The organism is Natrinema versiforme (assembly GCF_005576615.1).
Taxonomy (GTDB): Archaea; Halobacteriota; Halobacteria; order Halobacteriales; family Natrialbaceae; genus Natrinema; species Natrinema versiforme_A.
Map to the genome: position 1 here is coordinate 2,830,818 of NZ_CP040330.1, position 21,965 is coordinate 2,852,782.

The 21,965-nt window shown below is 59.6% G+C and carries 32 protein-coding genes; 18 read left to right on the forward strand and 14 right to left on the reverse strand.

The window, feature by feature from the left end:
- Window positions 1-13 precede the first annotated feature (13 nt).
- Window positions 14-601, reverse strand: a complete 588-nt coding sequence (locus FEJ81_RS13950) for a tyrosine-type recombinase/integrase (RefSeq protein ID WP_138245857.1) — start codon at window positions 599-601, stop codon at window positions 14-16.
- A 144-nt stretch (window positions 602-745) separates the two neighbouring features.
- Complete coding sequence (locus tag FEJ81_RS13955) at window positions 746-1,003, reverse strand: hypothetical protein (RefSeq protein ID WP_138245858.1); 258 nt, start codon at window positions 1,001-1,003, stop codon at window positions 746-748.
- A gap of 172 nt (window positions 1,004-1,175) precedes the next feature.
- Here FEJ81_RS13955 and FEJ81_RS13960 point away from each other — a divergent pair, with 172 nt between their 5' ends.
- Both FEJ81_RS13960 and FEJ81_RS13965 read left to right on the forward strand, forming a co-directional pair.
- Window positions 1,176-2,327, forward strand: a complete 1,152-nt coding sequence (locus FEJ81_RS13960; RefSeq protein ID WP_138245859.1) for a restriction endonuclease — start codon at window positions 1,176-1,178, stop codon at window positions 2,325-2,327.
- 187 nt (window positions 2,328-2,514) lie between these two features.
- Entirely contained in the window at window positions 2,515-2,976 is a 462-nt protein-coding gene (locus FEJ81_RS13965; RefSeq protein WP_138246795.1) for a PadR family transcriptional regulator, read from the forward strand.
- On the opposite strand, the gene FEJ81_RS13970 is transcribed toward FEJ81_RS13965, so the two are convergent.
- Window positions 2,973-3,740, reverse strand: a complete 768-nt coding sequence (locus FEJ81_RS13970; protein WP_138245860.1) for a hypothetical protein — start codon at window positions 3,738-3,740, stop codon at window positions 2,973-2,975. The genes FEJ81_RS13965 and FEJ81_RS13970 overlap by 4 nt on opposite strands.
- 376 nt (window positions 3,741-4,116) lie before the next feature.
- Between FEJ81_RS13970 and FEJ81_RS13980 the strand changes: the two genes are divergently transcribed.
- From FEJ81_RS13980 to FEJ81_RS14005, 6 genes are read left to right on the forward strand one after another with little or no spacing between them, the layout of a single operon-like run.
- Window positions 4,117-4,440, forward strand: a complete 324-nt coding sequence (locus tag FEJ81_RS13980; protein ID WP_138245862.1) for a hypothetical protein — start codon at window positions 4,117-4,119, stop codon at window positions 4,438-4,440.
- Window positions 4,440-5,195 (forward strand): hypothetical protein, encoded by a 756-nt coding sequence (locus tag FEJ81_RS13985; protein WP_138245863.1) that lies wholly within the window; start codon window positions 4,440-4,442, stop codon window positions 5,193-5,195. Before FEJ81_RS13980 ends, FEJ81_RS13985 begins: the two co-directional genes overlap by 1 nt.
- Window positions 5,196-5,199: 4 nt before the next feature.
- Window positions 5,200-5,859 (forward strand): hypothetical protein, encoded by a 660-nt coding sequence (locus FEJ81_RS13990; RefSeq protein ID WP_138245864.1) that lies wholly within the window; start codon window positions 5,200-5,202, stop codon window positions 5,857-5,859.
- Window positions 5,843-6,370 (forward strand): hypothetical protein, encoded by a 528-nt coding sequence (locus tag FEJ81_RS13995; RefSeq protein ID WP_138245865.1) that lies wholly within the window; start codon window positions 5,843-5,845, stop codon window positions 6,368-6,370. Before FEJ81_RS13990 ends, FEJ81_RS13995 begins: the two co-directional genes overlap by 17 nt.
- Window positions 6,367-6,954: a hypothetical protein gene (locus tag FEJ81_RS14000; RefSeq protein ID WP_138245866.1), complete on the forward strand. Its 588-nt coding sequence runs from the start codon at window positions 6,367-6,369 to the stop codon at window positions 6,952-6,954. The genes FEJ81_RS13995 and FEJ81_RS14000 overlap by 4 nt, the downstream gene beginning before the upstream one ends.
- Complete coding sequence (locus FEJ81_RS14005) at window positions 6,951-7,736, forward strand: ATP-binding protein (protein ID WP_138245867.1); 786 nt, start codon at window positions 6,951-6,953, stop codon at window positions 7,734-7,736. Before FEJ81_RS14000 ends, FEJ81_RS14005 begins: the two co-directional genes overlap by 4 nt.
- A 238-nt stretch (window positions 7,737-7,974) precedes the next feature.
- Here FEJ81_RS14005 and FEJ81_RS14015 read toward each other — a convergent pair whose 3' ends face one another.
- On the reverse strand, window positions 7,975-8,538 hold the full coding sequence (locus FEJ81_RS14015) for a hypothetical protein (protein WP_138245869.1): 564 nt from the start codon (window positions 8,536-8,538) through the stop codon (window positions 7,975-7,977).
- Between the two features lie 213 nt (window positions 8,539-8,751).
- On the opposite strand from FEJ81_RS14015, the gene FEJ81_RS14020 reads away from it, so the two are divergent.
- From FEJ81_RS14020 to FEJ81_RS14065, 10 genes are all read left to right on the forward strand, one after another.
- On the forward strand, window positions 8,752-9,027 hold the full coding sequence (locus tag FEJ81_RS14020) for a hypothetical protein (protein ID WP_006429449.1): 276 nt from the start codon (window positions 8,752-8,754) through the stop codon (window positions 9,025-9,027).
- Window positions 9,028-9,519, forward strand: coding sequence for a hypothetical protein (locus tag FEJ81_RS14025; protein WP_138245870.1), 492 nt, complete (start codon window positions 9,028-9,030; stop codon window positions 9,517-9,519).
- On the forward strand, window positions 9,519-10,256 hold the full coding sequence (locus tag FEJ81_RS14030; RefSeq protein WP_138245871.1) for a hypothetical protein: 738 nt from the start codon (window positions 9,519-9,521) through the stop codon (window positions 10,254-10,256). The genes FEJ81_RS14025 and FEJ81_RS14030 overlap by 1 nt, the downstream gene beginning before the upstream one ends.
- A gap of 6 nt (window positions 10,257-10,262) precedes the next feature.
- Window positions 10,263-10,493 (forward strand): hypothetical protein, encoded by a 231-nt coding sequence (locus tag FEJ81_RS14035; protein ID WP_138245872.1) that lies wholly within the window; start codon window positions 10,263-10,265, stop codon window positions 10,491-10,493.
- Window positions 10,494-10,570: 77 nt separating this feature from the next.
- The gene (locus FEJ81_RS14040) at window positions 10,571-11,350 is read left to right on the forward strand and encodes a phage tail protein (RefSeq protein WP_175416430.1); all 780 of its coding nucleotides are present in this window, start codon (window positions 10,571-10,573) and stop codon (window positions 11,348-11,350) included.
- A 1-nt stretch (window position 11,351) separates the two neighbouring features.
- The gene (locus tag FEJ81_RS14045; RefSeq protein ID WP_138245873.1) at window positions 11,352-11,567 is read left to right on the forward strand and encodes a hypothetical protein; all 216 of its coding nucleotides are present in this window, start codon (window positions 11,352-11,354) and stop codon (window positions 11,565-11,567) included.
- A complete protein-coding gene (locus FEJ81_RS14050; protein WP_138245874.1) occupies window positions 11,564-12,040 on the forward strand; it encodes a hypothetical protein in 477 nt (158 codons plus the stop codon). The genes FEJ81_RS14045 and FEJ81_RS14050 overlap by 4 nt, the downstream gene beginning before the upstream one ends.
- A gap of 2 nt (window positions 12,041-12,042) precedes the next feature.
- Window positions 12,043-13,038 (forward strand): hypothetical protein, encoded by a 996-nt coding sequence (locus FEJ81_RS14055; protein WP_138245875.1) that lies wholly within the window; start codon window positions 12,043-12,045, stop codon window positions 13,036-13,038.
- 3 nt (window positions 13,039-13,041) lie between these two features.
- On the forward strand, window positions 13,042-13,695 hold the full coding sequence (locus FEJ81_RS14060; protein ID WP_138245876.1) for a hypothetical protein: 654 nt from the start codon (window positions 13,042-13,044) through the stop codon (window positions 13,693-13,695).
- 89 nt (window positions 13,696-13,784) lie between these two features.
- Window positions 13,785-14,684 (forward strand): DUF2971 domain-containing protein, encoded by a 900-nt coding sequence (locus FEJ81_RS14065; RefSeq protein ID WP_138245877.1) that lies wholly within the window; start codon window positions 13,785-13,787, stop codon window positions 14,682-14,684.
- Between the two features lie 32 nt (window positions 14,685-14,716).
- Here the strand turns inward: FEJ81_RS14065 and FEJ81_RS14070 are convergent, their stop codons facing one another.
- The 10 genes from FEJ81_RS14070 to FEJ81_RS14110 form a co-directional block, all read right to left on the reverse strand.
- A complete protein-coding gene (locus FEJ81_RS14070) occupies window positions 14,717-15,169 on the reverse strand; it encodes a ribbon-helix-helix domain-containing protein (RefSeq protein ID WP_138246797.1) in 453 nt (150 codons plus the stop codon).
- 130 nt (window positions 15,170-15,299) lie between these two features.
- Window positions 15,300-15,731, reverse strand: coding sequence for an SWIM zinc finger family protein (locus FEJ81_RS14075; RefSeq protein WP_138245878.1), 432 nt, complete (start codon window positions 15,729-15,731; stop codon window positions 15,300-15,302).
- 323 nt (window positions 15,732-16,054) lie between these two features.
- Window positions 16,055-16,183 (reverse strand): hypothetical protein, encoded by a 129-nt coding sequence (locus tag FEJ81_RS24225; RefSeq protein ID WP_267877913.1) that lies wholly within the window; start codon window positions 16,181-16,183, stop codon window positions 16,055-16,057.
- A 179-nt stretch (window positions 16,184-16,362) separates the two neighbouring features.
- Window positions 16,363-16,554 carry a hypothetical protein gene (locus tag FEJ81_RS14080; RefSeq protein WP_138245879.1) on the reverse strand — a complete coding sequence of 64 codons (192 nt, stop codon included), beginning with the start codon at window positions 16,552-16,554 and terminating at the stop codon, window positions 16,363-16,365.
- 99 nt (window positions 16,555-16,653) lie between these two features.
- Entirely contained in the window at window positions 16,654-16,833 is a 180-nt protein-coding gene (locus tag FEJ81_RS14085; protein WP_138245880.1) for a hypothetical protein, read from the reverse strand.
- Window positions 16,834-17,085: 252 nt separating this feature from the next.
- On the reverse strand, window positions 17,086-17,481 hold the full coding sequence (locus tag FEJ81_RS14090; RefSeq protein WP_138245881.1) for a helix-turn-helix transcriptional regulator: 396 nt from the start codon (window positions 17,479-17,481) through the stop codon (window positions 17,086-17,088).
- A 316-nt stretch (window positions 17,482-17,797) separates the two neighbouring features.
- Window positions 17,798-18,586: a 5'/3'-nucleotidase SurE gene (surE, locus tag FEJ81_RS14095; RefSeq protein ID WP_138245882.1), complete on the reverse strand. Its 789-nt coding sequence runs from the start codon at window positions 18,584-18,586 to the stop codon at window positions 17,798-17,800.
- A 69-nt stretch (window positions 18,587-18,655) separates the two neighbouring features.
- On the reverse strand, window positions 18,656-20,245 hold the full coding sequence (locus tag FEJ81_RS14100) for a small ribosomal subunit Rsm22 family protein (RefSeq protein ID WP_138245883.1): 1,590 nt from the start codon (window positions 20,243-20,245) through the stop codon (window positions 18,656-18,658).
- Complete coding sequence (locus tag FEJ81_RS14105; protein WP_138245884.1) at window positions 20,242-21,027, reverse strand: prephenate dehydrogenase/arogenate dehydrogenase family protein; 786 nt, start codon at window positions 21,025-21,027, stop codon at window positions 20,242-20,244. The genes FEJ81_RS14100 and FEJ81_RS14105 overlap by 4 nt, the downstream gene beginning before the upstream one ends.
- A 115-nt stretch (window positions 21,028-21,142) precedes the next feature.
- Window positions 21,143-21,868: a plastocyanin/azurin family copper-binding protein gene (locus FEJ81_RS14110; protein ID WP_138245885.1), complete on the reverse strand. Its 726-nt coding sequence runs from the start codon at window positions 21,866-21,868 to the stop codon at window positions 21,143-21,145.
- Window positions 21,869-21,965 lie beyond the last annotated feature (97 nt).

Genomic DNA, 21,965 nt, shown 5'->3' on the forward strand with positions numbered 1-21,965 from the left:
CTACTGATTTTAGTTATAGCCAATTGACCTTAGCTCGCTCACGTTCTTGAGCCTCAGGGCTGTAACTCCCTCTATAATGCTCGAGAAAGGTCTCGAGGTCGTTCCAGCCGCCCCAGTCACAGACCAAGAGCGGATCGACATCGTCTGAGGCGAGTGCAGTCGCCCAGGTCCGACGGAGATCGTGGAACCCGAGGTGATCCCAGCCGGCGTCTCCCGTCTCGTCGTACAGTTGGTCGGCAGACGATCGAACCCACCGCCGGAGTGAGCGCGTACTCGTGATCTCGACGAGCGACGAGCTGGTCGGTGCGTCGCGCACGTCGTCGACCGTTCGGATGGTCGTCGCGAGATCGCGCGGGACCGGCGTCTCTCGGAACTTGTCACCTTTCCCGTGCCAGACGCGGAGCATCGTTCCAGCGTCGGTGTCGACGACGTCCTCCGGTGCAACATCGAGGACCTCGTGTGAGCGGAGTCCGCACCGCGCTCCGAGTGCGAACGCGATCCGCTGCTGGGTATCGTCGGCTGCCTCGAGCAACTGTTCTACTTCGTTCTGGCTGAGCCAGACCTTCATGTCGTCGCGGTTCTCGTGCTGTTGGAGATTCATGCGTCCGGGTTGCCTGCATCCCGGACAAGAACCGCGGGGAATCTAGTTTTTTCGGTGGTGCTCAAGAGGGAAATCGGGCCGATTCTGTCCGACTCTCATCGAATTCTCGGACATGGCGTTGAAGCGGGACAGACGACGATATCGTTAACTCTCCAGGTCAGCTACTCTATTTTCAAGTTCCTCAATTCGCTGAACGACATCATCCATGTTGTTTAGATCTCCCGTATTCTCCTTAGAAGAGGTACTGAGTGGGTCTTCTGACAATCTCAAAGAATGACGAGCGTCCAAAATCATTCGTACATATGCAGAGAGAGACTTGTCATGCTCTTCAGCCTCTTCGTTCAGTTTCTGATACAGTTCCTCAGGGAGTTGTACTGTTATTCTTGATCGCATCTGGTACATCTTTCTCTGAAGAGCAAAAACATGTTATCGGTTATGATAATTCCTTCGCAGATTTCTGGAACCACAAAGACCTGATTCTCGGACACAGAAACGCAGTGAGGTTACATACGAAGTGAAGAGAGATAGTCGATGAACGACAAGAGCAAAACACCCCTAGCAGAATCTATGTTCTATGACCAGTTATGGCGACAAGTACGTCGTCAATGAGACATACCGGAGTTCGATGGATCCAGCGAAAGATGAATTCCAGACATGGCTAAACGGACCAATCGAGACGGGAATAAGAAATTCAGGCGGCATCCGCTCGATTAACAATCCGAACACCGGTGAACGCGAGTTCTTAGTCTTCTACTCCGATTCCAGTTCCTCTCAAACTCAAAACCCATGGGAGGACGTCATCAACATGTCTGATGGGATTGCTCATTACTGGGGCGACGCTAAAGCAAGGCACCGTCCCGATCCAGACGCACCCACGGGTAACGGCTGGGTCAAAATAGACTATACGGAAACCTACGCTCAGGGCAAGCGTGCAGACGCACCACCAGTGTTATTATTCGAACAGCCAGAATCAGGTGAAGTCACCTTCCGTGGAGTGTGCGTGATTACTGACCTCCGAATCGAACGTCACAAAGATGAGGGCGAAACAGCCGTCAACTATCTGATTGAGCTTGCGATTCTCGATACCGATGCCATTAGTCTGGAATGGATTCATCGAAAGGCGCGAACCGGTGTCGATACCGGCGGGCCTGACGCTTGGAACCAGTGGGTGTCGGATGGACGAATTCAACGGTACTCCATATACAAAGACAGCATCCGCGCAAAGGAGACTCAATACCCAAACGGACACGAGAAAGAACTGCTCGATGATATCCGAGACCGTCTCGATGGTCCGAATAAGGGGGTCCAACTCGAGTATCTCCTCAAATTCCTTCTCGAACAACTCCCCACATTCACTAATGTAGAGTTGACTCCCCCAAGCGGTGACAGAGGCGTAGATCTCACAGGCAGTATCGATCTCCTCGCAGATACCCATCTGAGTGGAACTGCAACAACAGTCGATTTCAAGGCTCAGGCAAAAAACACGGCCAGCAGTATTTCTGGGAAAGAACTCAGCAGATTGGCCTCTAGAATCGATGACGGTGAGATTGGATTGTTTTTTACTACATCCCACTTCACTCACAGCGCCCAAAAAGAGAATTCGACCACCTATCCGGTTCGGTTGTTCGCAGCTGCTGATTTAGTTGAGATGCTTCTCCAAACCGATCTTGTCGAAAGTCACCGCCTCAATGACGAGATTGTTAGCGAAATCAAGGAGTCGGCCTGAGCTACCACTGTACTGAACTGAATCCGTGTGTCCTCGATCTCCAGTTTTGAGTCTACAGAACATGAATGATCGGGCAGAGGGCGCACATACTAGCCGTCCTTCGGTTCAAAATGTCCTCGAGGACCGGCTTCGCGGACAGCACTATACACCAAAAGAATACTATAGCCTGAAGTTATAGAATAACATGATGAACTCGAAGCTCCTTCCACTGGTGCTCTTAGAAGCAGATGGTGGAGAGCCAATTGAGGGGATTACCAGATACATGAAACTGGTTTTCCTTGCGCAGAAGGAGCATCTCGATAGAGAGATTTACGAGTACAATCCCGGCCAGTATGGCCCTTTCTCCAAGGACCTCTACGACGATATAGATAAATTAGAAGAGGAAGGGTTCATAGAACGGGTTGATCAAACGACAGCCAAAGGAAACGATAAGCAAGTATATCGTTTGACAGAGAAAGGGGAGAGAACGCTCAGACAGGCAAGGGCGTTACCAGAGGAAGCTTTCCCAGAAATATTAGATAATTTGAAAGATCTGAAAGAAGAATATAACTCAATGGATCTCTGGGACTTACTGGAGTATGTTTATGCGGAGTATCCAGGAATGGCTGAAAATAGCGTTCTTGATATCCCTGTTGGGAAAGCGGCTTAATCCGGGTTGTTATCCTCTTTTTCTTCACTCGACTCGGTGGATGTTGCGATGAATTTTAACTCTTTCATCTCCTGGTCGTCTTCCTCCGTTGACTTGGAGTCTGAGTTGTCATTCTGTTGCTTTATCGCTTCTGCCCTGTCCGCATCGGATATACTGTCAAATTCTACGTGAGAGATCCCTTGGTTGTGAAGGTATGCATAGCCCGTGTAGTTATAATTCTCAGAGATTGTTCCGTTTTCTTCTCGAATAATGCGACGAGGTTCTTCTAAAAGAATATCTCGGTCTAGACTGATTTCACCCTTATCCTCAACCCTTCCCCAAAGCTCATCACCAGATTGCATGCGAACGCGGACCTGATATTTCTCAGATTCAGATTCAGATTCAATCCTTGAAAAGAACTCATACCAAAGTCCTTGGCGGCTAGCGATGGTCTCTCCACCGAATTCAAACATTCCTAGCACATTCCCAATCAGAAGTGAAATGATCATGAGGTGGAAATACACAGAAAGTGTATTTAATGGAGTATCCAAGATAGGCAAGAGGTCAGTATAGGTCAAGATATCTACCGAGATACCACTATATAAGAAGTAAGCGATTGTGGCTGAAAGGAGACTTACGCCGAAGCTCAAAGCAATAGTATCTGTCCGATTAAGCCAATCTGCACGATCTGCAATCAATAATCCGTATTTCACTCCAGCTATCCCAGGAAGTATAAATAGAGTTATTGTGATTAGATTGAATCCTATTGAAATACCACCTGGCATGAGAGTACTTACAGAGAGTCATTATAGTATACATGTAAAAGAATCGGTTATGGGATATTATAAGATGATTTCATTCACATGTCTTTAGGGAAATCACTTGAGTCAATTAGTGATATTTTCCATGTTCGATCTTCTGTTCGAGTCACCCGAACTGGTTGATCTTTCACATTTCCATCCTCATCAACGCAACCGAGTGCCCGAAGTTCACTCTTCGGGAGCACAACACCGCCCGACGTTCTACCAACTTGAACCAACTTGTGGATAGGCATGGCGCTCGTTTCGTAAAACGTTCTGAGTCTGTTTAAACATTGGTCTCACCAGTACGAGACTATGATATTCCCGACCGCTATCACCCGCTCTCGAGTCCCATCGAAGCATGGGTGCAGACAATCCGCCACCGACTGACGAGAAGCCTATCGACGAGGTCTACCACGACCGGAATCTCCTCGCGATCGCCTTCGCGAGAGCGATCCGGCTCACGTGGGGCCCGAACACCGCGGGCTGGTACTGGCACGACGGGTGGCCAGTCGTCTGGGTCGATACACCGACCGGACAGAAGTCCTGGCACGTCACGCCCGACCTCGAGGATGTCCTCGAGCGCTCGTCACTCCAACAGACCGACCCGGAAAACGGTTACGACGGGCACTCGCGGACGCTCAAGAACTGCCGGCTCGCCCGCTACATCACCGGGTCCTACTGATGACGGAACGGATCGGGTTCGGATCGAAAGCGGGGGCCGATCGGTTCCGCGAGAAGTACACCGACCACCTCTGCAGTGACGATGATCGCCGGCTCAAGACTGTCGCGATCTCCTCGAGCGCTCCCGACCACGTCCTCGAGACGGCGACGATCGAGGCCGCGGCGGGGCGCTCCGAACGCGGTGGCCGCGGCGGCCAGGCCGAGCTGACCGACCACGAACGCGAGTCGATCGATTTCTCCCGAACCTCGATGCCCCATGCCAGGAGCGTGAAGGGCCTGATGCTCGAGGAGGGCGTCGACGACTGGCTCGCGTACTACGACCATACGCTCAGCGTCGACGAACACCGCGAGGTAGCCGAGCGAGCGACCCGCGACGAACGCGGTGATCGGCTCGACGCCGAGACCAACGTCGACGATCGCCTCGCCGATCTCGAGGGGGCGCAGGACGAGCAGTGCGGCCACGCTCGCGACCACTGCGAGGACGGCGAGGACGAGGCCTGTGAGTTCCTCGTCGAGTCGTGCGGCTTCGATGAGGAAGACGTTGAGGCACTCGTCGGCGACGCTCGAGCAGACGACCCACCGGGCGAACTCTACGGCGCGAAGAATCTGGCTTGGCGACGCTACCAGATCGCCGTCGCGGAGGCGAAAGAGGCCGCGGCCGCGATTAACGAACTGAACGACCTTCTCGGGAAGCCGGCGACGGCGTTCCGCGAGCTGGGTCAGCGCGAACTGACGAAAGACGACATCGACTGGTAACACCATGACAGGCTATTTCTGCCCCGTCGAGGGGTGCGACAAACACGACGATGAATGGAACGACGAGCAACCTCCTTTTGCCTCGAAGGAGGCGGTCAGGAGCCACATCAATGCGATGAGCGGCGACGACCACCAGCGAGCAAGGGACGAAGGGGCCTGGGAAGGGGCCCCGACTAGCAGCGAAGGCGCAGACAGCGAGGGGGTCGAGAGCAGTGACGAGCAGCAACCCGAAGGGACCGAGAGCAGCAACGACCGGCCAGACGAGCAGGCAGAAAGCAGCGACGAAGGGGGCCAAAGCAGCCCCTCGAGCAGCGACACCCCTGACGAGAGCAACGACGACCAGGGAGACGAGCAAGTGAAACCCGCAGACAGCACCGACCCGTGGGACCCAGACGAGCAGGCAGATGACCAGCAAAAAGGGGCCGCTCAAGGGGCCCCAAGCAGTGGCTCTACCCCCTCGAGCAGCGCCTCGATCGGTGGGCCGAGTCTACGGACCACTGCCGTCCTGATCGGGGCGGCCGTCGCCGTGGCACTCCTGATCCTCTTGTGGCGCCGTCGCCGGTCGAACACGATCGACGCCGACTCGGCCGAGCCGACGCCCGACGAGGACGACTCGAGCGGCAACGGCATCGACCGCGAGGCCGGGGGTGGTCTCGTTGACTGACGACCGAGACGGAGATCGCGAGGACGATCCCGAGCCCGAGGAGTCCCTCGAGGAAGACGCGTACGCAGATATCGATCCGGAAATCGCCGAACAGGTCGCGGAAGCCGACGCCGAGGACCCCGACGAGGAGGTAGACGTCGACGACCCGGCAGAGGAGCAGGACGACACCGACGACAGTACCAGTACCGGCGACCGGAAGACGGTCGGCCACGTCTACTGCCGGGCCCTCGGTGCCGGAGCGGCGATCAGCCAGGATCGAATGGGCTCGGGCGTTGACGACCGATCGGCGGTGATCGACGAGTACGCCGACCTCGCGAAGGAACTCGACCTCGACGAGTACATGGACCAGTGGTACCGGGAGAACCTGAGCGGCAGCTCGGAACTTGGACCCGGTCAGGGGCTCGTCGCGATGACCTCGCTGTTCGCCGTGATGGTCCTCGTCGAGGACACGGAGATGCTCGACGGGGCGATCGACTCCATGAGCGGAGCCACCGCGGAGGTAGAGGCATGAACCTCCGCGAGATCGCGACCGGCGGCGACCCCCGGAAGGCCCTCGCGACGAAGTTCTTCCAGAGTAAGCAGGCCGAAGCCTTCCTCTCGATCGTCGCTCACCGCGAGCGTCGGATCATGGAAGCCGTCGCCGATCTCCAGCAGGCCGTCGACGATGACGACATTGAACCCCTCAAGGGACTCCCGTCCGTCGACGACCGCGTCGAGCAAATCCGCTCGATGGCACTCGCGATGATCGATGATTCGCTCCCCGCCTGGTACGTCGAGGAAGCGATCGACATCGACAACGCCGAGGAAGCCGCCCAGTACGCCGACCTCACGGACGAGGAATGGCAGACGACCAAAGAGACGTGGGCTGACCGCTACCGCGAGCAAGGTGTCGAGGGCGGCGTCGACGAACTCGCCACGGCTCACGTCCGGACCCGATTCGATGTCGACGACCTCGAGACGTTCCGTGAGGCCGTCGTCGAGTGGCCGAATGAGCGACAGCAAGCCGTCCTCGAGGAGGCACTCGCTGGCGGCCTCGAGATGGCCGAGCAGGGGATCCGCGACGTAACCGACGCCGTCGACTCGGAGGACAGATGAACCTCGCGTTCGGTGCCCGAACGAACTGGGGCAAATCGTACGGCTTACAGGCGTACACCGAGCGGAACGCGCCGGAGTACGACCGGACAGTCCTTGTCGACTACAAGGACGAGTACACCGGCCTGGTCGAGTCGGGACTCCTGCAGCGACTCCCGCTCCGAGTGGGAACTGACGATCTCTCGCGGGCTGAGTGGCAACGGATCTTCGAGGACAACAGCAGCCTCCAACTCGCCCGCGATGGCATGACCGATGACGCCTGGCGCGAGGCGATCGCGACCGCCATCGCCGCGCTTGCCCAGCTCGAGGAACGCACGTTCTTGGGGCTGGACGAGGCCCACCGCCTCGCTCCCCAACGGGACGGCTACCCCGACGAGTTCGATACGCTCGCGACGACCTGGCACGGCGATGGGATGGGCGTTGCGTGGGTCACCCAGCGCTTCGCGAAGCTCGATGAAGACATCGCTTCGCAGTGTCAGGCGTCAATGCTCGGCGGGTTCGGCTCAGGGAACGACCTCGACAAGGTCCGCGGAATCGTCGAGTATCCGGCTGATGTCCACAAGGCCGACGCCGAAACGTGTCCGCGAACGCTCCCCGGTGAACTGCTCGTTGACGGCGAACCGCTCACACTCCGGCGATTCAGCGATGATGCGGGCAACACGATCGGCTCCGAGTGGATTTACTCGGATGACACCACCCTCAGACGTATCGATTCACGCGAATGGACGCTCAAGAGTACGCACTACGGCAGCGATCGAGTCCGGATCAAACACCCCTTCGACTAACACACGATGCGCATTGATGTTTCACTCCGCGGGAGCAAAGCCGATCAGTTCGAACGGATTAAAGAGCATCTCGAAGAGCGTCGCGGTCACGACCTTTCGCGAACCGAAGTGGCCGGAATCCTGATGGCCGAGTTCGAACAGAGCCTCGAGGACAACCGTGATAGTTCTATCAAACCACTTAGTGGATAGCGAACCTAATACTCACGCACATAATTGTGAATTATAAGCTCGTGAGCAATTATAATACCGGAATTAAGGACGATACAAATTCAGATTGTACAAATGTTGATAAAACTATAAGAAAGAAGCCAATGCCACGCCACCGCTGGATTGGATCCTCCTCTAACCTATTAGCCTCTTCATTTATCCAGATGTCAATAACCTGTATTGGGCCAACTTTTTCTGATTCTCCTTCAGTGATTGGATTCTTCAACTCTTCGGCCTTCAGCGCCTCTACTCCTGCTGAATCAATCGCATATACTATTGATCCTCTATCAGCCAGATCTTCTCCTCCCTCAAGACTAAAATTGATTTCAGAAGTATGAAAACCTTGACAACTAGTGTCATTATTTTGCAATAGTTCTCTACCCAACTCTTTCTCTATAATTTTGTAAATTAGTTCGAAAGAGGGATCTTCCACGGTTAGTTGGCCTTGTCTAGATAATTTCACCCTTCCAGATTTCAGTACTTCAATTTTTTCTTGGTTGACAAAGCACGGTTTGAGTGATGGAAAGGTGGGTAGTATAACAAGACCGGACCCTACTATTCCTAATACCAGACCAACCACGGGAATCCAATTCATTATGTGATATTAGTATCTCACAATTGTAGATGTTGGGATTTATCAGACTTTCTTCCTAAAGAATAGAAGTCCAATAGAGAAAGCAAGATCGGTATCGATTGTGACTGAAACGGCGAGACGCCGCAGAACGACGCAGGACGACACTACACGCGTCTGCTGACTGAGTATTTAACGCGCTCTTATATCCGAATTCAGCCGGTTGATCAGAACCGCATGGCGATGAATTTCGATCAGGCCACGCAGGCCCTGACTGACAGCGACGTGTGGATGGATGTCGGCATGGTCGCGGGCGGCTACCTTGCCCCGTACCTCGTCGACACGGCAACCGGCACGATGCTCCCGTCCGAAATCTTCGGCATCGGCGGGATGGCCCTCGGCGAGATGGTCGTTAGCAACCGAGCGTTCACCCTCGGCTCGGGCGCGTTTGTCGTTCGCGAGGCGGCCGAGCGCTTCAACGCCCAGGGAATGATCAACGAGGTGCTGGCGTAGATGAGCCTCTCGCTGTACGCTGCGCTCGGTGATACCTCGAAATACATCTCGACGGAGACGAACATCACCGATCAGCTAACGCCGGTCCTCACAATCAGTCCCAAAGACGGTATCGGAGTACTCATCCGGAACGCCGTCAGTGTCGGTGACAAATCCGGTCTCCCGATTTACGGCAAGTTCAACGACTCGAACGGAAATCCGCTTCCGGCGAACACTCGAGTCGCGCTCGGCTACAAGGCTCCGACCGACGAGAGCATCCAGGTCGTCTCGGATCCCAAGGCCACGATCGCGAGCTACATCAAGAACAGTGTCTCCGATCAGCAGGACGATCGGAAGGTCGACGCCGTCAAGCACCAGCTCAAGGGCGAGAAGCTCGAGGTGCGGGACATCGACGAAGCGTACATCCTCGTCGATTCCTCCGAGCAGATCGACCACGCCCAGAGCGAGATCTACTTCGAGGAAGCCGCGCTCGCGGAGGTGGACCTCGAGTAATGACGATCAAGAACAAACTAAAGGCGGCCGACTGGGTCCCCGGAAGTATCACCCTCCGCGAGTTCGACACCCAGCCGGGCACGCCCGGCGAAGCGAGCGTCGTCGCCGAGATCAAACTCGGTCGGCCGCTTCAGCTTCGCGACGATCCCGACAGCGAGCTGCGACTCGTTCTCCCGGCACACGAACACTTCACGACCAACGGGACCGCCGACGAGCAGGAGACGTTCGAACTCGGTCATAATCTGATCGAGAGCCCGTCGACGCAGGATTTCCTGCTATGGGAGGACGGGAACGTCGTGCAGCCCGACAGCGTTGACTACGACGACAACTCCTTCGACTACACCTCGAGCGGGACGGAGACGGACCTCGACGTCTTCTACGTGCCTCGGAATCCGGCGTCGGTCGAGATTCGGAAGACCGCACCGGGAGCAGGCGGTAAGGTCAATCAGACGCTCAAGGAGGCACAGACGGCGATCCTGCACACTCGCGATCAGGCTCAGCAGGAGATCCAGTTCGGCTTCGACCGAACTCCGCTGCAGCCGTACCTCCCGCGGAAGTTCAAGCTACAGGTCGTCGTTGACGCTCCGTATACGGTCGCGTTCGAGGCTCCCGAGCGAGCCAACGGGACGCCTCGAGCCCGTAATGCCCTGCTGTCGCTGCCGCGGTTCCAGACCGAGGCCCGAATCGAGGGCCTGGGCGCGGCGGTCAAGCAGGACATGATCGGAGTCCGGGGGTGATCCCCCGTGCAGGGCGGCTTATCCGACGGTACCGAACCCGGAGAGTTAGCGATGACGACGGCTACGTCGGCGTCGACTGCGACCTCGAGTCCGGAGAACCAGAACCAACCCCAGCAGCCCCCGGAGAGCCCGACAGCGCGGCTTGTCTACGGCACGCAGTGGACGCAGGACGACATCATGATCGGCCTGCTGGCGCTGCAGGCGGTGCTGCTGGTCTTCGTCACAATTCGATCATGAACGGACACACGCAGGGGCTCGTTGGCGTGACCGTCGCGGGCCCTCCTGATGGAATCGGCACGGAGGTGAGCTGACCGATGGCGGGACCTGCTGCAGCGATGGCCGCTGGCGAGGCGGCCGACAAGGCTGGAGATGTCGCGGAGCCTGCTGCAGAGGCCGCGAGCGATATCTCGGACAGCATGAGTGAAGCCGCCCAGAATAGCCGCGGCTTCAACATCGCGATGGTGATCGGCGCGATCGTCATCGGCTACATGATGTACCGGGTCCTGCAGATGATGAGTGCCCCCGGTCAGACCGTCGACGGAATCGGCGACTCGCTTGGCAACATCGTCGACGGGACGACCAACGCAGCCGGTGGGGCTGGCGATGCAGCCGGTGGAATCGGCGGCGCGATCGGCGATATCTGGGGTGGTTCAACCGACGCAGCCGGCGGTCTCGGTGGTGCGATTGGTGATATCTGGAGTGGCTCAACAGACGCAGCCGGCGGGATTGGCAATGCTGTCGGCGATGTGTGGAGTGGATCGACCGGTGCACTCGGCGATATCTGGGGAGGGTCGACCGATGTCGCGGACGGTGCCAGCGATGCGGTCGGCGACGCGATCGACGCTGGCGGTGACCTCTTCGGTGGTATCGTCGATACCGGTGGCGACGCAGCCGACGGTGCGGCCGACACTGGTGGTGATCTACTCGATGGCTTCCTGAGCGCTGGCGGGAATGCGGCCGACGAGGCCACCGACACTGGTGGTGACGTGGTCGATGGCGCAACGGATGCCGGAGGAGATGTCATCGACGGCGCAGCCGACGCTGGCGGCGATCTCGTCGACGGGGCAACCGACTTCGCTGGAGGGCTGATCTAAGATGGAGCCCGTCGCCCTGCTCAACAACTTCGGCTTCCCTGCCGTTGCGTTCGGACTCATGTGGCGTCTCTACCGCGAGGAACGTAACGAGCGCCGGGAAGAGCGTAGCAAGTGGCTCGAGGCAATCCAAGAGCACACGGCCGCCGTGCGCGATCTCCGGCGCGATGTCAAGACTGTCGCGACCGACGGCGGCGAGCAGGAGGGGGATGCACCGTGATCGGCTCGTCGACTGTCGGCCCGAACAGCCCCATCGAGCGCGTCCTCGAGGACTACGGCGTCGGAGTCTCGTCGTGGGGCGAGGACCTCGTCGAGAGCGACACCGAGCGGCTACTGCTCGCGTTGCTCCTCGAACACCGCGGCGAGAACGCGGTCGAGGCGCTCAACCCCGAAGCGGAGGACAGCCAGGAGGCCGCGTATTTCGTGACAGAAGATCCGCTTCCGGTAACGACGGCCGAAGAGAATCGTCTCAAATGGGGATTCCCGGCGACCTCGGTCACCGTCTGGGGATTCGACGAGCCGATCTATGTCGCATTCCGGTCGGAAGGCGACTATCGAAAGATCCCTCTCGAGCCCTCAGACGCTCCGTATCATGCGGGTCCGGAAGGTGGGCTCGGAGCGTCAGCCGCGTGGATTCGGAAACAGAGTAGCGAGACAGCAGACACGACTGTGAAGGTTAAAGCGTACAAGTGAAAATGACGACAATCGAAGAAACGACGGGGAAACTCCCCGACCTCATCGACGGTATCGCATCGGCCGCGACCGCTCTCAGCGAGTGGTCCGACGCAGATCCCGCCGTCACGAACGACGGCAGTTCGACCAACTACGTCGACAACGGGCGCGTTCTACAGCACTCCTCGAGCGGGCTGTACGTCGGGCTGTTCCTCCAGAACTCGAGGTATGCTCGCCACGAAGACGACTACAACAACGCCAACGCGGGCGGTATCCGAGTTGTTCACTCATCGGACTGGGACACCGAGAATAACGTTCCCGCCGGCAACACCGACGTTCGGAGCGCTGACCCATGGAGCGGCGATGTCGGAAACAACGCGTCAGCCTCGTTCACGACGTATAACACCGACACTGGCGAATACAATTGGACCCACGGGAACGCGAACGGCTCGACCCAAGTCTACGTCCTCGAGACGGGCGACGGTATCGGAACCCTCCAAGAGACGGACGTGACCTACTTCGGGTCCGTGACGAACAACTGGATCAACTTCGGTGCGTGGAACACGAAAGACGGCCAAAACGGGCGTTGCGGGTACTACACGGCTGAGTACATCCAAGACAAGTTCTGGGCCGACGGCAACCAGCCGTTCGCGGCCTACGCCCAGTCGAGCACCAGCAGAGGAAGCGAAACGGCCCTCGCGAGCTTTCAGGTCTACTACGGTCGGGCCAACAACAACACCAGCTACCCGTACAGTGCGGCCGGATTCGATCGACCCGAGTGGTGTGTCGTCAATCCCGATTCGGCGGATGACACCTACTTCTTCCGCCGAGGAGTCATGTACCAGACCTCGAGCCAGAGCATCCCCGTCGCCTACATCAAGGCGATCATCGGGAACGACATCAACGAGGGCGGTGCCCACGGCGACACGATCGACCACAGCGGTGAAACCTACCGCGCGCTTCGCCAGTCCGGAGCAGGCACCGACAAGACGATCTCGGCTGCACTGCGGTACGAGTAAGCGATGGCCTCCTACGCAACCACCAGCAAACAGAGCGATTCCGACGGCTTCGGCACCAAGGACGTGACGGACCGCTCGAGCGGATCGACCGTCGCTGGTGGCGTCACCCTTTCGAGTCGGTCGCTCGTCGATCGTGGCGGCGTCACGGTCGAAGGGGCAGCCGCGACGACCGACCACAACCTCGAGCATCGACTGGGTCAGTTCGTAACTCCGGTACAGGATGTCGAAGGCGTCCAACCGGAAGGCGTCGCGGCAGCGTCGAAGTCCTCGAGCACCACGTTCGACGGCGTCGCCGGCGGAATCGAGTCTCCAACAGCCGCGTACATCCCGAGCGCGTACTTCCGACGGGTTCAGGGCGTTGCGATCAACCCGAAGGGCGAACGGATCACCAACGGGAAATGGGTCATCGCGCAGGACGGTCTGCCGACCGCCGGGAAGGTCGACGACAACGGCGAGTTCCAGATAAACCTGCTCCGCAACGAGTACGAGAACTTCGCCCTGCTCGTCGAAGCAGAGGACTACAGCGGGCTCGACTACGTCTGGTATCAGTACCGGCGGACGGTCATCGATTCGACGCGGGCCGAAGTCGTCCTCGTCTTCGAGGAATCACAGGTGACGAACGGTCTTGCCAGCGATGTGGGAGTACATCTCGGATGATATTCGAGCGCGTTGCACAGCAGAAAAACACTCTTTGACGAAACTTGGTTTCCAATGGTTTTTGAACCTATATCTCATGGGATCTACATGTGCCCATTCAAGAAAGCGAACGCCACTGGTGGGGTGGTATAGAACAGAACGAACGTGCTTGGAGATATCTGTCTTTTCCAGCATTTACGAAGCTTTTGAGAACGGAGGAATTATTCTTTAGAAAAGTCTCAAAATTTCCCGATCCGTACGAGGGATCCATCCCGCATTCGTTGACTGAAATTAGGAAAAAAGATGCGAGGATGGCTAATATCCCTCCGGAACGCTTCGAGAAAGTTTATTCTGAAATAAATGACCATGCCCGAAAATGCTCGTACGCTAATTGTTGGCACCTGAATAGTAATGAGTCAGAGGCTATGTGGCAGAAGTATGGTGATAAGGGGATCGCAATAATATCTAGCGTTGATAATTTTATCCCTTCTTTTAAAAACCAAGATAAGTTGCTGTTCGCAAGACCTGTGAGATATATTGATTATTTCAAATCATTTGAAACGCTGTCTGGTGAAGAGCGCACCGAGCTTAAGGGAATTGGAAGCGAAATACTTGACGAATTTGCTGCTATTAATTTTGTTAAAAGAGGTAGCTTCAAGTATGAGAGAGAATTCCGGATATTACAGCCGGATCTATCCTATTTTCCTATAAAAGAGTACGAAGACCGAGAGTACAACATTCGTATTGACGGAGAAAAAGAGAAATATCCTGCCTTCACTCAGAAATCTGGTGTGCCTGTTTGTGTTGATTTCACAAAAACACCAGAAGGCTGGAAAAGAGAACTTGAAGTCAATCTATCTACGTTAATAGATGAAATAAGAGTCGCACCTGGAGCAGGAGAGTGGTTCTACAAAACTGTATGTGAGGTGGTTGACGAAGTTGGTTCATCAGGGATATCTTCTGATTTAGTTCAACCATCTGTGGCCGATGTTCATGATCCTAAAAGATAGGGGCTATGAAACATAAATGATAACAGAATCTATTATACGATTATCTTTTCCTCAGATTCAACAATATCTTTACCGTCGGTGTACCGCATCGGCGGGACGATCACCCAGACGTGCTGATTCCCTGCCCACACCGAGACGTAGCCTTCGCTCTCGAGGGGCTTGATGATCTCGTCGAGGACGGCACTCTTCGGCGTGCTGTTGTCGTAGAGCTTGTTCTTCGCGGTCTCGAGTTTCACACGTCGTTTGCTCTTGTGGCGGGCAGACGCTCGCTCGTGGAGCATCCGGTACGCCTCGGCGAGTCGCTCATCGTCGGGCAGCACCGGTTGGGGCGCGTTGAGATCGCCCTTCGCTTCGACTTCTTTCTGGACTAGCTCGCGAAGCTTTTCACTCCGATTCTTATCCTCGCGGTCGGCGATCTCGTCGAGCGTCTCGAGCAGTTCGTCAGGACAGCCGAACGAGACGCGGCTCGAGGGGTCGTGATCCATCCGCCCCATCAGTGGCTCACCCCGATTTGCATATCCCGTGAATACGGGGGCGGCGTCGGGTTGTGCAGTTCGTATGCAAGGGGGGAGGGGATGCCTACGGAGGCGGCTATCGCGCGGGTGTGCGTGCGCGTCATGGCCGCACCTCTGCCTCCCGCTCGTGGCGTCGTGTCTTCTCGATCGCCCCATCATGTGGCTCGCCCTCGAGCGCCTCGTTGGTCGCGTGGCGCATCTCGTGTTCGTCGTCGGGAGTGCCGTCGGTCAACTTCACGTCTATCAGTTCGAGGAAGGCAGCCTTCCGGAGCGTGCAGAGATGGGCGCACGGGCCGTCGTGGTACTCCCACCCCTTGCAGTCGCATCGACCGATGTACTCGCCGTCCTCGAGGCCGAGCGCACAGTAGTGGACGCTCTCGCCGTCTCTGAGCGTGACCTTGTAGCCGAACCGACCGAACGACTCGATCAGTGCCTCGCGTGGATCCGCTCGAGCCCACGACTCGGTGTCTGCGTCCCGTTCCTCGAGGAAGTCGATGTCCTCACCGTCGGTCGGCTCTGGGAAGGCGCTCATCGGCCGTGGGACACCTCCTGAAGATCGTGCGGACCGTTCTCACAAACGCGACGGGGGAGGCCGCCGGTCGAGGTTTCGGTGACCATCCGACCACCGCAGTGCGGGCAGTACCGGGTCACGCTCCGACACCTCCGCTGTACTGCGATTGATTACGACCGCGGATTACAGTTGCCCGCCCGGCGAGTCCACTTCTCTATCACTCGGTTCCCACGGAGCCGACAGCACTGTGTTTGAGGCTCCAAAACTTCTCGAGCCTCGAGCAGAGAAACGCCACGCTAAACAGGACAGTCAGAGGCAGTTACAAACCGCCGCTCGAGTCGGTCTCAGAAGAGGCCTCTGAAGAGATACAGCGCGACACCGGAGAGGACGATGAAACTGAGGAAACCGACGAAGATGAGTCCTGCTTGGCGTCCGGTGAGCGATTCCCCGTCGAGGAATTCGTCTGAAGGCATGAGTGCTGTCTTCGCAACTCGGTCGCTTAAACATGATGGTCCCGTGAGGCGGACAGTCGCGACCACGAACGGGCTGATCGATCGGCTAGAGACGCGCTACTCGAGGCAGGTCGCAACGCACCGATCACCCGCCGACCGATGGAGGGGCAATGCTCGAGCGAACGGCGGAAAGCGGATACTCACCCCTCGTCGGGTCCCACCTCCGAATCGTCGTCGGAGTCTTCGACGAGTTCGAAATCGGTCGAGCCACACGAGCAACTTTCTTGGCCGATGACTCGTATCTCGCCGTCGGGCCACTGTCGAGCCGCATAGATCGATCCACACGCGGTACATGCTGCAAGCACCCGTGTTACGTCATCTTTGTGTGCCATCCCCAGTGGAAAGGTAGCAAAACTACGGAATGAACCTTTCCACTTGGATGAAGTTCATTGCGGAGAACAACCACGACGCTGACCGAGGCAGCGACGCGTTCAATCGCGGTAAACGATGTACCCGCGAGTCTCGAGTTCCTCGAGGACCGCGTCAGGAACCGTCGACTCCGGGCCGCTCGTGTCGTCGTACGCGAGTTCGGTCTCGCCGACGACCTCGAACGAGTAGTCGGTTCCCTCGTAGTCGACCACGACCTGCGCGTCCTCGATCGTGAGATCCATCGGAATCGGCCCCACCTACGCCGACGCCGCCCAAAAAGCTGGGCCGGGAGATGGCCGGGTAGCGGTCGGCCGCGAATCGTCGCCCGACTGTAACGCCGAAGCGCCCGGAGAGAAACCAGAACCATACCCGCTCGAGAACGACCGGACTGAACACCACTGAGTCCCCAGTTCGGTCGATCCCGCCGCCGCTCGAGTCGAAACAGTCTCGGCGTAGAATCGTCGTCGCCGTTCGCAGGTCGGATAACGGGAACGTTATTCGTTGAGATGGCCGCGGTAGCCCTTGGGTTCGAAACCGCGTCGGCAGATCACGCGCTTGCGACCGACGGTAATCGCACTGACTTGGTCGTCGTCTTCCATGCGGTCGATGACGTCCGCGAGACGATCCTGGGACCAGCCGGTCTCCTCGCGGACGGTCGATTGATCGACGCGGCCGCCGCGTTTGACGAGCAGTCTGAGAACCTTGTCCTCGTCCGGCAGTTCGCGTTCGTCGACGCCGTATTCGATGTCTTCGGCGTAGCTTAACGTTTCGTCGTCGGTTTCCTCGGTCGGTTCCTCGGCCGCTGTTGTCTCGGACTCGTCCGATGGGGACTCGTCGGACGACCCGGTCCAGAGAGACGAGAGGCGAGTCCAGAGTGTATTGAATACCATCTATTGATCACGCTCCGTTGGGACTATCACAGCTTGAACGCCCACCTACCTTGATTTTATGTTCCATATATGACATGGTTGCGCTCCGTTGGTTACGTTGTGACTATCGTGACGGTGCCGTTGTCGAATAGCAACCGCCTTGCGACCCGCAAGTCAGTTATCACTTTCAGCGACCGACAGGCTCGCCGACAACCGCACCCGGCCGATCGAGCACACGTACCACGTGTCCGATACCGCGGTAATCGATGGTTTCCGCGCCTCGAGTCCCGAAACGACCGACGACTCACGACCGGTCATGACTCGAGCGGACACGGTCTCAGCGGCTCCGGTAGGAGTCGGCGAGCGCGTCGAGCGCCTCGTGGTGGTTCGTCGTGTGCGGGGCGGTCAGCGGCGAGACGCTGATGCGGCCCTCGACGACGGCGCGGCGGTCGGTCCCCTCGGGGTCGGGGAGCGACTCGGGGTCCATATCGTCCCAGACGCGGTCCTGAAGGGTGACGTGGGCACCCTCGCGCTCGGCATCCATCTCGTAGCGCTTCGAGGGGCGCGTGATCTCGATCGGCGCGGGCTCCCCGTCGGGCAGCGGGACGTTGACGTTGAGGTACGCGGCGTGCTCGAAGACGCCCTCCTCGAGCGCGCGCTCGGCGAGATACGAGGTCACGCGGGTCGCTTCCGCGTACTCGTCGGCCGTCAGTTCGACGTCCTCGAAGGGCGTGTCGTCGACGGGAACGTACAGCGACGTCGCGATCGCGGGGACGTCGAAGAAGGCGGCCTCGACGGCCGCGCTGATCGTTCCCGATCGCCCGAGGACGTACTCCCCGAGGTTCGCGCCCTTGTTACAGCCCGCGACGACCAAGTCGGGATAGGGGCCGAGTTCGGCGAGGCCGGCGACGACGCAGTCGGCGGGCGTGCCGTGGACCGCGTAGCCCAGTTCGCGCTCGTCGACGTCGACTTCGTGGGAGAGCGACCGGCCGCAGGCACTTCGGTCGTCGGCCGGGGCGACGACGGTCACGTTGGCGTGCTCGGAGAGGGCGTCGTACAGCGCCCTGATACCGGTGCTGTCGATCCCGTCGTCGTTGGTCAACAGGATCTCGAGGTCGTCGCTCATGTCACGGCGGTCGGGCGGCGGCGCGAAAAGCCCACCGCTTCCGCGACGGATCGCCGTCGGTCGCCGATCTCAGCCGAGCCGGTCGACGATCGTCTCCTCGTCGACGACCAAGTTGTAGGCTTCCTCGTCGTCGTTCCAGAGCGCGAGGATCCCCTCGAACGAACAGATATCGCCGTACTCGGCCTCGAGCAGCGGGCGGTTGAGCGCGGTTTCCCTCGTGAGGACCGCGTAGTGGTCGATCTCCTCGCTGCCGTCGCTGATCTTGAACAGCGGGTTTGATCGCCCGCCGCGACCGTCGCTCCCGCCCCCGCCGTTCCCGCCGTCGGAGAGCGAGCGGCTGAGCTTCGCCGCGACGAGGTCGATCCGCTCGGTGACGTGGCGTTCCATCTCGTCCATCTTCGCCCACTCGTTCGTCTCGAGGGCCATGTCGATCCGGCGGCGGCCGTCGAGACGGAGCTGGGAGTAGGAAAACTGCACGTCGACGTTGACGAACTCGCCGGGCGCGTGGTCCTCGTCGTCGGCCGGCGCGGCCTCGTCGAGTCGGCGCTGGAATTCCGGGACGGCCAACGCCGGCCGCACGTCGAACGACCAGCCCCGATCCGAGGGCCGTTCGCCGGGCCAGAGACGGACGGTGGGGCCGTAGGCGGTGACTTGACCGCGGCGGTATTGCTCCGCGTCGCCGCCGCTCTCGTTGTCGAACGCTACCGCCGTCCGCTTCCAGAGCCGTTCATCCTCGAGTTCGCGTTCGACTGCGCGCAACTGCACGCTCGTGTTCTTGTCGGCGGGTGCCATCGCGAGGAACGTCCCCTTGGGCGCGAGCGTCTCGAGATATGACCGCGCGACGGCGGTCGGATCCTCGAGTTCGCTCAGCACGTTACAGGCGAAGATCAGATCGAAGCCGTCGTCGGGGGCGGTGGGATCGAACTCCTCGCCGGAATCGTCGCCATCACTGCCACCGCCGTTGACGGCCTCGCTCGGATCGAACGCCTCCGCGGTCTCCCGGTGAATCGTCGTGTGGACGTTCCGCCCCGTCTCCGCGAGCAGGTCCTCGAGTACGTCCGCGGCCGCGCTCGGCTCGACGGCGTGGTACTCGAGCAAGGCGTCGTCGGGGAGGTAGTCACAGAGGCCGAGCGCGGGGCCGCCGACGCCGGCACCGATGTCGAGGACCCGGAGATTGCGGCCCAGCAGCCCCCGGTCCGCGAGGTCGTCTAACGCGTACTGGATCGCCGCGTAGTAACCCGGCAGGTGATAGATCGCGTAGCCGGCCGCGACGTCCTCGTCGTACTCGACCGGCCGGCCGTCGAGGTAGTCGGCCTTGAACCGGCGGATCGTCGACCGGAGCAGGTCCCCGGAGACGCCCTCCTCCCAGTCGGGGCCGTAGCGCTCGACGAGCAGGTCCTCGAGCCGACGCTCGTACTCGGCGGGGAACCGCTCGACCGGCCCGCGCCGCGGGGAGACGGGTTCGTCGTCGACGGGGACGAACGTGCCATCGTCTCGCTCGATCAACCCCAGCAGCGCGGCGTCCTCGCGGAGGTGCTGCCGGACGACCGCCGGGTGCGGAGTCCCCTCGACGTACTCGCAGATCTCCTCGGGATCGATCGGCCGGACGTTGCGCAGATACTTCGCGTTCGATCGGATCGCCTCTCGTTGCTCACTCACGTTGGTTCACCCCCGGTATCGCGCCGCTCGTCGCTCCCCGCTCCGTCGCCGTGCCAGTTCGCTGCCGCCTCCCGGTACAGCGCCTCGAGGTCGTCGGCGTCGGCGGCCGCGATCTCGCTCGCGGCGTCGGCGACCGCGTCCGCGCCGTCGAAGGTCGCCTGAATGTCGGCGTAAACTCGCGGCGTGCCCGCGGTCACCTGTTCAGCGAGCCGTTCCAACCCTTCGTAGATCGGGGTCTCGAACCCGTCCGGGACCGACTCCGCCGCCAGCGCGAAGGACAGAACCGCGGCGTGGGTCGCCGCTTGGACCGTCTCCATCGCCTCGTCGTGTTCCGTCACCGTCGTCTCGAGCAACTCGTTGCCCCGCTCAGCGAGCGCGGCGAGCAGGTCGTCGGTCACCGGCCCCGCCCGGTCCCGGACGACGGCGATCGAGCCGGGTGCCCGCTCGGGCGCGAAAAGCGGGTGGAGGCTCACTCGCTCGCGGTCCGGTGCGGCCTGCTCCATGGCCGCGATCGCGGGCTCCATCACGCCCGAGACATCGACGATCGCCCGCTCGGCTCGGTCGGCCTGCGCGGCGATCGCATCGCGTACGTGTGTCATCGGCACGGCGAGACAGACGACGTCGTACGTCGTCTCGCCCTCGAGGTCGGCGACGTCGCCCTCGGCCCGCTCGGCCGCGGCTATCGCCGCGTCCCGGTCGACATCGGCGAACGCGACCCGGGCATCGATCGCGTCCCCGAACCACGTCCCCATCGACCCCGCGCCGACGATCAGTACGTCCATCGCCCGCTCTTACCCGCCGGCGTCGCAAAAGCCGTTCGATCCGACGGCTCGCGAGACCGTCACTGCGGTCGAACGGTCACGGCGGCGGCTCGCGTTCGGATCCCGAACCGGCGACTCAGTGACCGTGATCGCTGCCGCCGCTGTGGTCGTGATCGTGACCGCCCCCGTCGCCGTGGCCGTCGCCACTCTGCCCGTCCGGCCCCGCCTCGAGCACCTCGCGTACCTGTTCGTTGTACCGCTCGAGTCCCTCGACGGCGGCGTCGGGGCGGTCGTCGGCCGGCGGTTCCAGCCCGGGTTGGCCCTCGGGGTCCGGCCAGCCGACGACGACGGTGCCGACCATGCCGTCCCGTTCGTGGGGCGCACAGACGTAGTCGTAGACGCCCTCGATATCGAACGTCCGCGTGAACGTATCGCCGTCATCGCTCAGGTGATCGCTCGCCCACGGCTCGGCCTCGTCGGGGATGCGCTGCTGGCCGTTGTACACGTCCGGATGGTACGCGGTGGTGTCGTGGGATCCGCGTTTCAACACCCACTCGACGGTGCCACCCGGTTCGACGTGAACGACGTGCGGGACGAAGTGCTTGCCCGCGTCGTTCGTGGTCATCTCGACCGTGATTTCGGACACTGGCTGCCCGATTTCGTGATCGGTGTCGTGGTCGTGCTCGTGAGTGTCGTCTCCGTCGTCGCTCTCGTTGCCCACGTCGGGAGTCTCGTCTCCGGGGTCGTCCTCGTTCTCCTCGGCGGTATCGTCGCTCCCGCCGAGACAGCCCGCGAGGCCGACTGCGAGACCGCTACCGCCGGACGCCAGTAGTCGCCGCCGCGTCGGATTCGAGGTGTCCATTTTCTCGTGATGATCACGTTCCCGAAGAAAAGCGTTCGCGACTGTCACAGTTCCTGAACCGTTCCGGCGATCGCTATCGGCACAACCGGCAATCGAC